The 14,089-nt window shown below is 63.0% G+C and carries 16 protein-coding genes and 1 pseudogene; 12 read left to right on the forward strand and 5 right to left on the reverse strand.

Features of this window, described 5'->3' with window-relative positions; genetic code table 11:
* Positions 1–95: 95 nt before the first annotated feature.
* Positions 96–1,548, reverse strand: a pseudogene (locus tag E4P82_RS11970) (aminotransferase-like domain-containing protein).
* 132 nt (positions 1,549–1,680) lie between these two features.
* On the opposite strand from E4P82_RS11970, the gene E4P82_RS11975 reads away from it, so the two are divergent.
* A complete protein-coding gene (locus tag E4P82_RS11975) occupies positions 1,681–2,310 on the forward strand; it encodes a LysE family translocator (RefSeq protein WP_169249106.1) in 630 nt (209 codons plus the stop codon).
* 79 nt (positions 2,311–2,389) lie between these two features.
* Here the strand turns inward: E4P82_RS11975 and E4P82_RS11980 are convergent, their stop codons facing one another.
* Entirely contained in the window at positions 2,390–2,884 is a 495-nt protein-coding gene (locus tag E4P82_RS11980; RefSeq protein WP_169249107.1) for a hypothetical protein, read from the reverse strand.
* A gap of 323 nt (positions 2,885–3,207) precedes the next feature.
* Between E4P82_RS11980 and E4P82_RS11985 the strand changes: the two genes are divergently transcribed.
* Positions 3,208–3,753: a hypothetical protein gene (locus E4P82_RS11985; RefSeq protein ID WP_246327554.1), complete on the forward strand. Its 546-nt coding sequence runs from the start codon at positions 3,208–3,210 to the stop codon at positions 3,751–3,753.
* A gap of 11 nt (positions 3,754–3,764) precedes the next feature.
* Here the strand turns inward: E4P82_RS11985 and E4P82_RS11990 are convergent, their stop codons facing one another.
* Positions 3,765–4,307: a Smr/MutS family protein gene (locus tag E4P82_RS11990; protein WP_169249108.1), complete on the reverse strand. Its 543-nt coding sequence runs from the start codon at positions 4,305–4,307 to the stop codon at positions 3,765–3,767.
* Between the two features lie 120 nt (positions 4,308–4,427).
* Between E4P82_RS11990 and surE the strand changes: the two genes are divergently transcribed.
* Positions 4,428–5,171, forward strand: coding sequence for a 5'/3'-nucleotidase SurE (gene surE, locus E4P82_RS11995; RefSeq protein ID WP_169249109.1), 744 nt, complete (start codon positions 4,428–4,430; stop codon positions 5,169–5,171).
* Positions 5,172–5,466: 295 nt separating this feature from the next.
* On the forward strand, positions 5,467–6,486 hold the full coding sequence (gene rpoS, locus E4P82_RS12000; RefSeq protein ID WP_420887103.1) for an RNA polymerase sigma factor RpoS: 1,020 nt from the start codon (positions 5,467–5,469) through the stop codon (positions 6,484–6,486).
* Positions 6,487–6,550: 64 nt separating this feature from the next.
* Here the strand turns inward: rpoS and E4P82_RS12005 are convergent, their stop codons facing one another.
* Positions 6,551–6,928 (reverse strand): Mth938-like domain-containing protein, encoded by a 378-nt coding sequence (locus E4P82_RS12005; protein ID WP_169249110.1) that lies wholly within the window; start codon positions 6,926–6,928, stop codon positions 6,551–6,553.
* Positions 6,929–7,089: 161 nt separating this feature from the next.
* Between E4P82_RS12005 and E4P82_RS12010 the strand changes: the two genes are divergently transcribed.
* Positions 7,090–7,791, forward strand: coding sequence for an MBL fold metallo-hydrolase (locus E4P82_RS12010; protein ID WP_169249111.1), 702 nt, complete (start codon positions 7,090–7,092; stop codon positions 7,789–7,791).
* Positions 7,792–7,797: 6 nt separating this feature from the next.
* Here the strand turns inward: E4P82_RS12010 and E4P82_RS12015 are convergent, their stop codons facing one another.
* On the reverse strand, positions 7,798–8,145 hold the full coding sequence (locus E4P82_RS12015) for a Rieske (2Fe-2S) protein (RefSeq protein WP_169249112.1): 348 nt from the start codon (positions 8,143–8,145) through the stop codon (positions 7,798–7,800).
* A gap of 111 nt (positions 8,146–8,256) precedes the next feature.
* Here E4P82_RS12015 and E4P82_RS12020 point away from each other — a divergent pair, with 111 nt between their 5' ends.
* From E4P82_RS12020 to arfB, 7 genes are all read left to right on the forward strand, one after another.
* Positions 8,257–9,228, forward strand: a complete 972-nt coding sequence (locus tag E4P82_RS12020) for a magnesium and cobalt transport protein CorA (RefSeq protein ID WP_169249113.1) — start codon at positions 8,257–8,259, stop codon at positions 9,226–9,228.
* Positions 9,229–9,933, forward strand: a complete 705-nt coding sequence (gene tsaA / locus E4P82_RS12025) for a tRNA (N6-threonylcarbamoyladenosine(37)-N6)-methyltransferase TrmO (protein ID WP_169249114.1) — start codon at positions 9,229–9,231, stop codon at positions 9,931–9,933. It begins immediately after the preceding gene.
* A 139-nt stretch (positions 9,934–10,072) separates the two neighbouring features.
* Positions 10,073–10,474 (forward strand): 6-pyruvoyl trahydropterin synthase family protein, encoded by a 402-nt coding sequence (locus tag E4P82_RS12030; RefSeq protein ID WP_169249115.1) that lies wholly within the window; start codon positions 10,073–10,075, stop codon positions 10,472–10,474.
* Positions 10,471–11,526, forward strand: coding sequence for a glycosyltransferase family 4 protein (locus E4P82_RS12035; RefSeq protein ID WP_246327555.1), 1,056 nt, complete (start codon positions 10,471–10,473; stop codon positions 11,524–11,526). The genes E4P82_RS12030 and E4P82_RS12035 overlap by 4 nt, the downstream gene beginning before the upstream one ends.
* Positions 11,523–12,392, forward strand: a complete 870-nt coding sequence (locus tag E4P82_RS12040; RefSeq protein WP_169249116.1) for a class I SAM-dependent methyltransferase — start codon at positions 11,523–11,525, stop codon at positions 12,390–12,392. The genes E4P82_RS12035 and E4P82_RS12040 overlap by 4 nt, the downstream gene beginning before the upstream one ends.
* 59 nt (positions 12,393–12,451) lie before the next feature.
* Positions 12,452–13,462, forward strand: a complete 1,011-nt coding sequence (locus E4P82_RS12045; protein WP_169249117.1) for a 3-oxoacyl-ACP synthase III family protein — start codon at positions 12,452–12,454, stop codon at positions 13,460–13,462.
* A 43-nt stretch (positions 13,463–13,505) separates the two neighbouring features.
* Positions 13,506–13,937, forward strand: coding sequence for an alternative ribosome rescue aminoacyl-tRNA hydrolase ArfB (arfB, locus tag E4P82_RS12050; RefSeq protein WP_169249118.1), 432 nt, complete (start codon positions 13,506–13,508; stop codon positions 13,935–13,937).
* The last annotated feature ends 152 nt before the right edge of the window (positions 13,938–14,089 follow it).

Below are 14,089 nucleotides of genomic sequence, written 5' to 3' on the forward strand. Positions count from 1 at the left end.
GTGCCGGCCGCGACCAGAAAGGCAACGGCATCTCTCTTCTCGGAGTAGACCGGGTTGCGATCTTGGCCCGCGACCCGGCGTGGGCCAAAAAGGATTCACTCGGCCAGCGCCCGTTCCAGAAAGCGCAACAGATCCGGGTGGCTGGAGGAGGCCAGGTTGAAGCGCAGCCACGACGACGGCAGTTGACCGGGCGAGAACAAGCTGCCCGGCGCCAGCAACCACCGCTGTTCGTAGGCGCGAGCGGCCAGAGCATGACTGTCGCGACCCGCATCCAGCCAGGCAAACATGCCGCCCTGTGGATCGGCGAAAATCCGCAAACCCAACTGCTCCAACTGACTCAACACCGGCTCGCGCCGCGCCGCCAGTCGCCTGCGCAAGCGCTCGACATGCTTGCGGTAATGCCCTTCCGCCAACACCTGATGCATTACCCGCTCGCCCAGTTCCGGGGTGGTCAAAGCCGCCAGCAGCTTGCGGTCGGCCAGTGCTCGCGCCAATTCCCGTTCGCCGGCGATGAACCCGACCCGCAGATTGGCGGCCACGGTCTTGGAAAAACTGCCGACGTAGATCACCCGTCGTAGTTGATCGAGCGCCGCCAATCGGACCGCCGGCGCTTCGCAGAAGTCGGCGTAAATGTCGTCCTCGACCAGCAGGACGCCGTACTGTTCGGCCAGGCGCAGCACCTGAAACGCCTTGGCCGAAGTCAGCGAGGTTCCGGTCGGGTTGTGCAGGACCGAGGTGGTGACGTACAGCGGCGGCCGATGTTCCCGCAAGAGTTGCTCAAGCACCGCCAGATCCGGGCCGTCGCCCTGACGCGGGACGCCGATGGGGCGGGCGCCGAGCGCGGCGAACATGCCGAACATCAGAAACCAACCGGGATCGTCCACCAGCACCGCATCGCCCGGCCGCAGAAACTGGCGGGCGATCAGATCCAGCGCTTGGGTGATTCCAGCGGTGAGGACGATCTGCTCCGGCGCGGCGGCGATCTCGATTTCAGCCAGTTTGACCTGTAATTGCTGCCGCAGCGGCGCATAACCCTGAGGTTCCCCATAACCGAGTAGCGACGCGCCATCCCCCCCGCGTCGTCGCCCGCAATCCGCGCCCGAGCAGCGCACTGTCCAGCCAGTCTGGCGGCAACAAACCCGATCCGGGCATCCGTTCCGGCGGCAGATCCTGAAACATGGCCCGTACCAGCCAGACCACGTCGAGGGCCGGCGGCGGCGGATCGGCGATCGGCGGCGCGGTCAGGGCGCGGCGCTCGCGGACATAGAAACCGGACCCGCGCCGCGACTCCAAATAGCCCAGCGCCACCAGTCGCTCATAAGCTTCGACCACGGTAAAGCGGGACACGCCGTGCCGGTCGGCGCACCGCCGGATCGAAGGCAGGCGACTACCGGGGCGCAACAGGCGTTGATCGATACGGTGGCGCAGCCCGCTGACCAAACGCTCGACCAGGGTCGTCCCCGCTTCACCGCTCAGCAGCGTCCGGGAAATCAACGGCTCTGGATCGGTGGATGCCGCTGGTGTGGAGAGGATTTCATCAAGTGTCATGGTGGCGGCTCCAGGCCAGTTGGGGATAAGTAGCCAGTACAGAAGAGTTGACTGTCTTTAAAATTGTATCTGCATTGTACTGGTTTCCCACGTTAGTGTAGCGCTCACAGTCCCCGCTGAGGAGTTGCCATCATGTCGCCGGAATCCCTTTCGCTAGCGCCCTGGGTCGCGTTGGCGCTGTTTGTCTTCGCCACGTCGATCACTCCCGGACCCAACAATCTGATGTTGACTGTCACTGGCGCTCAGTTTGGTCTACGCGCCACGGTGCCGGCGATGGCCGGTATTCTGGCGGGCATGAGCTTGTTGATCGGGTTGGCTGGTGCCGGGGTGGCGACGCTGCTGCTGACGGCGCCGGGACTGGAACCGGCGTTGCGCGCGCTGGGATTGGGCTATTTGCTGTGGCTGGCGTGGAAGCTGTGCGCGCCCGATGCCCGGTTGGACTCGCGGGAGATCCGCCGACCGCTGACCATGACCGAGGCGATCCTGTTTCAGTTCGCCAATCCCAAAGCCTGGATGATGGCGATGACCGCCGCCTCGACCTTTTTGCCCGGTTTACTGCCGGCCACCTCCGGCAACCAGACGACGGCGACCCTGGCGGTGGCGTTATGTTTCATGCTGATCGGCGGTCCGTGCATTGCCTGTTGGGCGATCCTCGGCGCGGCGTTGCAGTGCTGGCTGCGACAAGGTTCGCGGTTGCGCCGCTTCAACATCGTCATGGGTCTCCTGCTTGCGGTCACCGCGCTGGGCATGACGTGGATCTAGCGCTTGTCGAGCTGTCGAAGAGCAGCATTCGACTGGCTCGTTCCGAACGGTTCTTGAGTCAGCAACGAACGCCCTGGCGCTAATAATCGCCAATCCATTCCTTGGGATAAATCTTCTTGTAGAACGCTTCTTCCTCGAAGCGCCTCCCCGCGTCGTCGTCGTGCGGGCGGCCTTTATCGGATTGCACATTGTCCGCCCGCCAATCGCCCCAATGCACCAGTTCGTGCAACAAGATGGCGCGCAGAAAGAACAGCGCCTTTTGCCGCTTGGAAAAATCGCCGAAATCGGCATCGAATTTCTCGGCGACACAGGTCGCTATCGCTATGGAATCGGGGTTCTGGGTTTGAAACATGCCATACACGTTTTTCGGCAGTTCCTTGACTTCCAGATAAGGCGGCTTACCCCAATTCACGACCTGCCATCCCTCCCGTGGCGATAGCTGGCTATGCCGCAGAAAGATCTTCCAAACGCGAAAATCATCCACTGGCGTCAGCGGCATCCGAAAATGCAGGAACCGCTGTAGCTTGGGAAAGGTATCCCGTAGCGGTTTTCCTTGATAGGGTTTGGCGATCACGGTCGCGTTTCCTCCGGTCACACCGACACGTTCCGATCGATCACGGTCTCGACACGGCGACGCTGGGGTTGATTGACCATGTGTTGCGGTTTCATGGGGGAGTCCTCTTGTCCAGGATCAGGCGGTCCGACAAGTCGCTGCCCGCCGAACGCCACATGGCCATGGCAGTGTTCGTGCCAAGCTTATGGCGCTCCCTTCAATATTATGGTTTAGCACGATTTTTCTTGGCGCTAACAAGAAAACGATTCCGCCGGCTCGAAAATTTCCGGTCTCGGCGGGTCGAAATAGACCTGCTATCGGATCACACTGAATAGGAGACTGTGATGAAAGAAAGCGAGTTTACGCAACTCAAGCAGCGCATCGAGACTCTCGAACGGGAAGTGGCCGCGCTGAAAAATCGCGGCCTTCCCTATAGGAGCATCCGCAAGCGCTCTAGCCGAATGGTCTGGGGTCTGCCACTGTATGACATCGCCATGGGGCCCGATCCGACCAATGGCGAACTGCGCGGCCATGCCCGTGGCATCGTCGCCATCGGTGACTTCGCCACCGGGGTACTGGCGCTGGGCGGCGTCGCTCGTGGCATCGTTGCCGTTGGCGGGCTGGCACTGGGCCTATTGCTTGGGGTTGGTGGCCTTTGCACCGGCGCGCTGGCCGTCGGCGGCTTGGCCATCGGGGGTATCGCCATCGGCGGCGGTGCCATTGGCGGGATTGCCATCGGCGGCGGCGCGTTCGGTTACTATGCCGTGGGCGGTGGCGCGTTGGGGGAACACGTCATCGACGGCATGCGGCAAGATCCCGAAGCGGTGCGCTTTTTCGGCGAGTGGTTGCCGTTCCCGCTGGAGTTTCCGTACCGGAATTCCCGCAACTGAACCGGGATTCGCTAGATGCGCCGCAGCAGCACGTAAACCGCCCCGGTTCCACCGTCCACCGACCGCGCCGAGCAGAACGCCAGCACCTCGTCGCGCTGCCGCAGCCAGTGATTGAGCTTCTGTTTCAGGACCGGTCCGCGATGACGGGAACCGTTGCCCTTGCCATGGACGATCCGCACGCAACCCAGGCTTTCCCGCCGGGCGGCGCGCAGAAACCCCGCCAACGCCTCCCTCGCCATCACGACCGTCATGCCGTGCAGGTCCAGCGCTGCCCCGACCCGAAATTGCCCGCGCCGCAATTTACGCAGCACCGCCTGCTGCACGCCCTCGGCGCGGTAGTACAATTCCTCGCCGGTATCCAATTCCGCTGGTTCGAAATAATCTGACAGCATGTCGTCCAGCACCCGCCGTTCGTCGGCCCGGGTGAACCGGGGAATCGGGGCGGGATGGGATGGGATGGGGTCGATCCGATCGCAGCGCAGCGGCTTGACCGGGCCGACGCTCTGCCGGAACAATTCCCGATCCCGTGGATCGAGCGCAAACGGCTTGGTCATGGGCGCCTCGTTAGAGATCGTTAGGGCGTCCGGCCGGGACGGCAGGCGGCTTGTCATTTTAACGTCAGCATCGCCGGATACGATACGCATCCACCCGGCTCACGAGAATAGATTCCCTACATGCACATATTGGTCAGCAACGACGATGGCTATCAGGCACCGGGTCTGCTCTGCCTGGCGGCCGCCTTGAAAGAGCTGGCGGAGATCACCGTGGTCGCGCCCGATCGCGACCGCAGCGGCGCCAGCAACTCACTCAGCCTTAAGAACCCGCTGTACGTCACCCGCCACGACAATGGCTTCCACAGCGTCGAGGGCACGCCGACCGACTGTGTCCACCTTGCCATCACCGGCCTGTTGGAGCGCGAGCCGGACATGGTGGTCTCGGGGATCAACAGCGGACCGAACATGGGCGACGACGTGATCTATTCCGGCACGGTGGCGGCGGCGATGGAAGGCCGTTTTCTCGGTCTACCGGCGATTGCGATCTCGCAGGTCGCGCCGTGTCCCCAACACTTCGACACCGCCGCTCGGGTGGCGGTCTGGCTGGTGCGCCGCTTGCGAGAACGGCCACTGCCGCCCGATTCCATCCTCAACGTCAACGTTCCCGATGTGCCGTGGGAGCAGTTGGCCGGATTTCGGGTCGTCCGGCTCGGCCACCGCCATAAATCGGAACCGGTCGTCAAAAGCATCGACCCGCGCGGTCGGCCGATCTACTGGGTGGGACCGGCCGGTCCCGAACAGGACGCGGGTCCAGATACCGACTTCTACGCCGTGCGCGCTGGCTATGTCGCCATCACGCCCTTGCAGGTCGATCTCACCCGTCATGGCGCGCTGACCACCCTGACGCAGTGGTTGCGGGATTGACGATTCATGGAAATACAAGAATTTCCGGTTTTATGTCTCTAATAATAGACACAATACCAGTAGACTCACCCGTCATGGAAAGCTTATCATTGTTGGGTGTTTGGGGTTTGGAGCAGGGATGGATCAATTCCGACTTTCCGAACGCGGGCGGGAGCACGCGGCGACGCCAAGGCGCGCTGGCGAGCCGATGCCGACTCACAAAAATTGACCGACAAAAATATAACAAGGCGCAGACGGCCCGTGCCCTAGCGCCATCAAGACAACCCACCAAGCGAAACATGTCGAGGAGGTATCGATGTCCCGACGGATGAATGCCTGTCTGGAACCAGTGGTGTGCGACGACGAACTGCAGATGGAAGACCCGCTGCTGGACGAAGACAAACTGGAGGATGCCGAGGAGGAAGACGTCGTCGCGGAAGACGGGGAAATGGACGCCGTGGAATCGCCTTGGCAGGCTCCCGCGGCAAGCGCCCGCGAGTTTACCCAGGAGGAATTGGACGCCACCCGGATGTACCTGAGCGAAATCGGCTTTTCCCCATTGCTGACCGCCCAGGAAGAAGTGTACTTCGCCCGCCGGGTATTACAGGGCGACGCCGCCGCCCGCAACCGCATGGTCGAAAGCAACCTGCGTTTGGTGGTGAAAATCGCCCGCCGCTACATGAACCGCGGCCTCAGCCTGCTCGACCTGATCGAGGAAGGCAACCTGGGGCTGATTCACGCCGTCGAGAAATTCGATCCCGAGCGCGGCTTCCGCTTTTCGACCTACGCGACCTGGTGGATCCGCCAGACCATCGAGCGGGCGCTGATGAACCAGACCCGCACCATCCGCTTGCCGATCCACATCATCAAGGAAATCAACGGCTATTTGCGGGTGACCCGGCAACTGACGCAGTCGCTGGATCATGAGCCCTCCGCCGAGGAAATCGCCCAGGTCATGGGCAAATCGGTCGCCGACGTGAAACGGATGTTGCAACTCAACGAACGGGTGGCCTCGGTGGATACCCCGATCGGCAAGGACGAAGACCGTTCGCTGCTGGACGCCATCCCCGACGACAATAACCCCGATCCTTCGCAGTTGCTGCAGGACGCCGACCTCAACGAAAAACTGGATCTGTGGCTGGACCAGTTGAACGACAAGCAACGGATCGTGGTCAAGCGGCGCTTCGGTCTGGGCGGTCAGGAAAAAGCCACCCTGGAACAGGTTGGCAACGAAATCGGCGTGACCCGCGAGCGGGTGCGGCAAATTCAGATCGATGCGCTGCGCCGGTTGCGCAAGATTCTGGAAAGCGAAGGATTCTCGCAGGATTTTCTGTAGAAGGTTCCCCTGCTCCGGCGCGGCGGGGAGATCCGGGAATCTCCCCGCCGGCTCCCCTGCCGCGTTAGTCGAACATTAGCAGCAGCGCGGCCGCGACCCGGCGACCTTCCAACATCACGATGTTGTAAGTCCGGCAGGCGGCGGCCGTATCCATAACCTCCACGCCCACGCCGCGCGCCAGCAGCGACTGCGTCAGGCGCGGGTGCGGAAACCGCTGGCGGTCGCCGGTTCCCAGTACCACGATCTCGGGTTCCAATTGGGCGATCGCCTCGAAATGCGCACCCTCCAGATCAGCGAAGGCTTGCGGTGGCCAATCGACGATCAGTCGTTCCGGGGTCACAATCAAGCTGCGGCGGATTTCCTGTTCGTTGATCTTGATCCAGCCCGGGCCATAACCCCGGACAAAGTGTTGGCTGGTATCGATATCCTGACTGAAGCGCATATACAATCCCTCCGGCTAAAAGTGCCCGGCGCATCCGAACGCGCCGGGTCCATGTTCGGCACTTTCAGAGTGACAACCGCTGTCAATGTTCCAAGGCTCAGCCGCTGCGTTCGGATGGCGCGATCGCGGGCGGCGGCTTTCCGCAACCGGGAGAACGCGCGATGACCGATCACACCGCTCCTTACACCATCCATGCCCTGGAGCTCGGGCACATGGGCAACTTCATTTACGTGATTCACGATCATGCCAGCGACCGCGCGGCGGTGGTGGATCCAGCCTGGGATGTACCGGCCATTCTCGACCTGGTCGCGCGGCGCGGGCTACGGATCACCGATATTCTGTTAACCCATAGCCATTTCGACCACATCAACGGGGTGGAAGCGCTGCTGAATGCCAGCGACGCCCAGTTGCACTTGCTCAGACCCGAAGCGGCGTTCTGGGATCGCTATCTCGATTTGCCGACCCTGCACGAAGGCGGCGACCGCATCCGCTTGGGCGAAACCGAGATCGAAGTGCTGCATACGCCCGGTCACACGCCCGGTTCGGCCTGCTATCGGTTGGGCGATCAAGTATTGACTGGAGATACCTTGTTCGTGTTCGGTTGCGGGCGCTGCGATCTGCGCGGCGGCGATCCCGAACAGATGTACCACACGCTGCGCCGGCTGGGCGAGCGGCTACCGGATCACACGCTCATCCGGCCCGGCCACAATTACGGTATCACGCCGACCTCGACCATGGCCGAGCAACTCGCCGGTAACCCTTTCCTGCATTTCGACAACCGTGCCGGCTTCGTCGATTATCGCATGCACCTGCACGACCGCGAGGAGCCCTATCGGCCGGAAACACGGCCACATTCGCATTGACGACCGTTAAATCTCCACAAACACCTGCCCGGCCTCGACCGTGACCGGATACGTTCTGAGCGCTTTTTTGGCACGTAGAAAATTGAGTAGTTTCACTCCCGGCGGGTGGTTGGCCCAGCACACCACCTTGCCGGTGCGGATGTCGAAGCGCGTTCGGTGATGCGGGCATTCGATCTGGCCACCCTTAACCATCTTGCCCTTGTGCAGGGACGCAAACAGGTGTGTACAGTCATTCTGTGTCGAGTAAAAGCCGTCGTCCAGATGAAAGACCGCCACGGTTTGACCGCCCGCTTTGTATGCTCTGACTCCTCCGACGGGAATATCGCCTTCATCGCAAACCCGATGCCGTACCATCTCGATCCTCCGCGATCACTCAACAAATGTGGTGAGCAGGAGGTCCACAATCCTCCCCACCACGCCTAATAATATTACTTATTGTAATGGTAATAGGAGGAAGATAGACACATGATCGTCAACTGCACCGCCTATGCCAACGGTCGTAAGCTGCCCAATACCCTGCTGGAGGACATTCCAGCACTGCGGGATCGGCCAGACACCTTCGTTTGGCTGGGGCTGCGCGAGCCGAACGAAGAAGTGATGACGCAGGTTCAGGATCTGTTCGGCCTGCACGAACTGGCCACCGAGGACGCGCACCACGCCCATCAACGTCCGAAGGTGGAACTGTATGGTGATTGCCTGTTCGTGGTGCTGCGGACCGTTCAAATGCAGGAAGGCAAGATGGATTTCGGCGAAACCCACCTATTCGTCGGACCTCGCTATCTGGTGTCGGTACGACATGGTGCTTCGCTGTCCTACACCACGGTGCGCGCTCGCTGCGAGAGTAATCCGAAGCTACTGGGCAAGGGGTCGGGGTTCGTGCTGTACGCCATCCTCGACTTCGTGGTGGATAACTATTTTCCGATTCTCAACACCGTGGAAGATGCCGTGGAGGAACTGGAGGAACGGTTGTTCAAGGGCGATTTCAACCAGGACGACCTCGGCCAGCTTTACCAATTCAAACGCGATTTGGTGGAATTGCGCCGCGCCGCCGCGCCACTGGTTGAGGTTTGCAATTATCTGCTGACCAAAGTGTTCAGCAACCATGTTCCCGACGATATCCGGCCCTATTTCCGCGATGTCCACGACCATGCCCTACGCATCAACGAAGCCGTGGAAATCATCCGGGAAACCCTGGCGTTCGCCCTGCAAATCAGCCTGTCGCTCGGCGCGGCCCGCCAGAACGAGGCGACCAAGCGGCTGGCCGGCTGGGGCGCGCTGCTGGCGATCCCGACCGTGGTGTTCAGCATCTACGGCATGAATTTCAAGGGCTGGTTTCCCGAACTCGAATGGCGGTATGGCTATCCCATCGTGATGGGATGCGTAACACTCATTTGCCTGTTGCTGTACCGGTATTTGAGGAAGACCGGGTGGTTGTAGATGTTCCAGTTCACGCCGATCGGCGTCATCCGTTCCTGTTTCCGTGAGAAATTCGGCATCCCGCGCCAACCGGGGCTGGCGCCGGCGGCGCGGGCGACCCTGGAGCTGTCGCCGCCCTACGGACAAGCGGCGGCGGTGCGCGGTCTGGAGGCGTTCTCCCACCTATGGCTGGTGTTCGTGTTTCACGGCACGCCGCCCGGCCGCTGGCAGTCGACGGTACGGCCGCCGCGCCTGGGCGGCAATCGGCGGCTGGGGGTGTTCGCCACCCGCTCCACCTTCCGCCCCAACCCCATCGGGCTATCGGCGGTCCGGCTGGAACGGGTGGCCATCGCCGGTCAGCGGGTGGTACTGCACCTGTCGGGGGTGGATTTGCTGGATGGAACGCCGGTGCTGGATATCAAACCCTATCTGCCCTATGCCGACTGTCTCCCCGAGGCGACCGGCGGTTTCGCGACCGAGGCGCCGCCACACCTGCCGGTTGAGTTCAGCCCGGCGGCGGCGGCGTTCTGCGCAACTTGGCCGACGGACGAGCTGCGCGGCCTGATCGTCCAGATCCTGCGCCAGGACCCGCGCCCGGCCTACCGTGGCACCGGCACCGCGCCCCAGCGTTACGGCGTGCGGCTGTACGATTGCGATGTGCACTGGGAAATGCGCGACGGCGTGGCGTATGTGACCGAAATCCAGTCCGACTTGGAACCGCGCTAATCACCGAACTCATGGAATGGCTCCCACAAGCGGCCCATGCGGTATGTTGTCGGCAGCCCCGCGCCCGCCCCGAAGCCGAACTCATGCAAGGCATCGATCGGCGATTCTTTCCCTCACCCACTCAACCCAAGGTTACAGCATGTACACTGTTTGCGTCCGCGATCACTTCATGATCGCCCACAGTTTCCGGGGAGAGACCTTCGGTCCCGCCCAACGCCCGCACGGCGCAACCTACGTCGTCGATCTGGAACTGCGTCGTCCCGAACTGGACCCGGACGGCGTGGTCACGGACATCGGCAAGCTCGGCGACTGCCTGCGCGCCGTGCTCGGCGACCTCAACTTTCGTGACCTCGACCAACTGCCGGAATTCGCCGGCCGCAATACCACCACCGAATTCCTGGCCCGCGAGATCTTCGACCGCGTCGCGGTGCGGATCGAGGAAGGGCAATTGGGATCGAATGCCGCCGGTCTGAGCTCGATGCGCGTCACCCTGCACGAGTCCCATGTCGCCTGGGCGTCCTACGAAGGAACGCTATCTTGAAATTGGTCTGGTTCCTGATTCCCGGCGATCCCGATACCCGCACCGGCGGCTATCTGTACGACCGGCGGATCATGGCCGGACTGGCGGCACTGGGCTGGCGGGTCGAACTTCGGCGGCTCGACGCCAGTTTTCCGCAGCCGACTCCAGCGGCGCTGCGCGAGGCCGACGAGGTACTGGCCGCGCTGTCGGAGGGGGTGCTGGCGGTCATCGACGGTCTGGCGCTGGGCGCCATGCCGGCGGTCGCCGCCGCGTGGCGGGATCGGTTGCGGTTGGTGGCGCTGCTCCATCATCCACTGGCGCTGGAAACCGGACTGGACGACAGGGTCAGCCGGCAACTCCACGCCAGCGAACGCGAGGCGCTGCGCCATGTCCGTCAGGTGATCGTCACCAGTCCCAGTACGGCGCGGGCGCTGCTGAGCGACTACGAGGTGGCGCCGGAGCGCTGTGTCGCGATTCCGCCCGGCACCGATCCCGCGCCGCTGGCGGAAGGCTCGGGTGGCGGGGTGTTGGAGCTGCTATGCGTGGCCTCGCTGACCCCGCGCAAGGGTCACGCCGTGCTGTTCCACGCCCTGGCGCGACTCAAGCAGCATCCCTGGCGACTGTTCTGTGCCGGCAGCGAACGGCTGCATCCACCCACCGCCACTCTGCTACGCAACTTGGTAACGGAACTGGACTTGACCAAGCGCATCGAGTTTCTGGGCGAACTGGACGCGGCGGCCCTGGCGACTCGCTACCGGCGAGCTGATGCCTTCGTGCTGCCGTCCCATCACGAGGGCTATGGCATGGCGCTGGCCGAGGCGCTGGCGCGGGGATTGCCGATCGTCAGCACCACGGCGGGTGCGATTCCCGACACGGTACCGGCGGATGCGGGGCTGCTGGTAGCGCCCGGTAACGAGGCGACGCTGACCGAGGCATTGGCGCGGGTGATGACCGAACCCGGGTTGCGTGAACGTCTTGCCACCGGCGCCCGTGCGGCTCGCCAGTCCCTGCCGGCTTGGCCGGAAACCTGCGCGCGCTTCGCGGCGGCGCTGGACGCGGTTCCGGCGACATGAGCGGCTTCTCCGCCGAATGGCTGCGTCTGCGCGAACCCGCCGATGCGGCTGCCCGTAACCCGGCACTGACCACTCGGCTGATCGCTTGGCGGCGGCGCCATGATGCCCTGTCCGTGCTGGATCTTGGTAGCGGCACCGGGAGCAACTTCCGCTTTCTCGCCCGCGTCCTCGGCGGAAGGCAGCATTGGCGACTGCTGGATCACGACCCGGCATTGCTGGCGCAAGCCCACGAAGATCTGGGTCGATGGGCGATCAAACGAGGGATGAAGGCAAGCGACGAAGGCGAAACGCTGGTCTTGAAGGACAACACGAACCATTGCCGATTGGAACGATGCTGGCTGGACTTGAGCGAGGATTGGGCATGGCTGACGGTGGTTCCGAACCCGCGACTGGTCACGGCCTCCGCCTTGATCGATCTGGTATCGGCTGACTGGCTAGCACGCCTAGCCCGACGTTGCCGGCAATGGCGGGCGGTGCTGCTGATCGTACTCAGCTACGACGGTTCCATCGCCTGGGAACCCGCGATGGAAGACGACGAACGGGTGCGCGAATGGATCAATCGCCATCAATGTACCGACAAGGGCTTCGGTCCGGCACTCGGTCCCGATGCCGCTCCCACATTGGCGGGTTTGCTCGAACGCCTGGGGTACCGGGTGGGTTTGCGGCCCAGTCCCTGGATGCTGGCCGCGCAAGACGCTGCCTTGCAGACGGCGCTGCTGGACGGCTGGACGGAGGCCGTGCGGCAAATCGCGCCTGGACCGGATGCTTGGCTGGACGATTGGTCACGGCATCGGCGCGACTTGATCGAGCGCGGCCACTCCCGCTTGTCGGTCGGCCACTGGGATCTGTTCGCCAGTCTGGAGTAGGGTAGGGTAACGATGATTGTCGCCGGCGGAACCGCCGGTATTGCGTTGTGGAGGCTACGATGCGTTATGCCCAGATTCTGAGTTCCGGCGGCTACGTCCCGGAACGGCTGATGACCAACGCCGAATTCGATCGCTTACTGGGCGAGTCGGTCGGCGATTGGCTGGTGGAAAATGTCGGTATCCGCGAACGCCATTTCATGGCCGAGGACCAGACGACCTCGGATCTGGCGGTTGCGGCCGCCCAGGTGGCGCTGGAGCGAGCCGGTCTGGAGCCGACCGATCTCGATCGGATCATCGTCGCCACCGACACCCCGGATTATCTCAGTCCGGCCACGGCGGCGGTGGTGCATGCCAAGCTGGGAGCACGCCGCGCCGGCGTGTTCGACGTGAACAGCGCCTGCGCCGGCTGGGTCATCGCCCTGGACATCGCGGCGAAGACGCTGGTCACCGAACCCGACGAGCGCTTCGTGCTGGTGATCGGAGCCTACGGCATGAGTCGGTTTCTGGACTGGGGCGACAAGAAGACCGTGACCCTGTTCGCCGACGGCGCGGGGGCGGTGGTGGTTGGCGCCGGCTCGCAACCGGGTTGGCTGGCCACCGCGATGACCGCCGCCGGCGAGTACCACGACGCGCTCGGCATCTACACCGGCGGGGTCTTCCGGCCAGCCAGTCTCGCCAATCTGGAGCGCCACGGACCGCCGACAGTGCAGTTCGTGCGCAAGTTCCCGGCCACTTTCAACACCGAGCAGTGGCCGCCGCTGATCGAGCGGGTACTGGCCAAGGCCAACGCCGCGACCGGTACCCGTTTAGGGCCGGACGACGTGGACCGTTATTATTTCACCCAAGTCAATCTGCGCACCCTCGAAGCCACCATGGCGGCGCTCGGGCAGCCGTTGGAAAAAACGCATTGGATCATGGATAAATGGGGCTACACCGGCTCGGCCTGCATTCCGATGGCGCTGGACGACGCCATCGCCCAAGGCAAAGGCCCGACGCCCGGCTCGCTGGTGCTGTTCTGTGCCAGCGGCGGCGGCATCGCGCTGGCGGCCTCGTTGTGGCGATGGCGGTGAGCCGGACAATAAAGCCGCGCCCCGCCGCTTGAAGATGCGTGCCATGATCATCGCCACGCCCAGCATTCACATTCCCGAGGGCGAACTTCAGTTTCAATTCAAACTGGCATCCGGCCCCGGCGGTCAGAACGTCAACAAGGTGGCGACGGCGGCGGAACTGCGCTTCGATGTCGCGCGTTCGCCCTCGCTGCCGGACGCGGTGCGAGCACGCTTGCGGACGCTGGCCGGAAGCCGCGTGAACCAAAACGGTGAACTATTGATTACCGCCCGGCGCTTTCGCAGTCAGGAACGCAACCGGCAGGATGCCATCGAGCGCTTGATTGCCTTGATCCAGCAAGCGGCGACGGCACCAAGGCCACGGGTCAAGACCAAGCCTTCGCGGGCCGCCAAACAACGGCGCATGGATGAAAAACGGCGCGTCGGGGAGAAAAAACAGGATCGCCGGTCCGGCGGATCGTCACGAATCGAAGAGTGAATATCTGAGCTGCCTATTCGGCAGTGAACATCGACCTGGCGAGTTGTGGCCTGACCGCCTTTTTCTGAGCTGCCTATTCGGCAGTGAACATTCGTTGAATGTAGGCAATAGCGATGACAACATTTCTGAGCTGCCTATTCGGCAGTGAACGT

Origin of the sequence: Candidatus Competibacter phosphatis (assembly GCF_012939995.1) — a bacterium.
Classification (GTDB): Bacteria; Pseudomonadota; Gammaproteobacteria; order Competibacterales; family Competibacteraceae; genus Competibacter; species Competibacter phosphatis.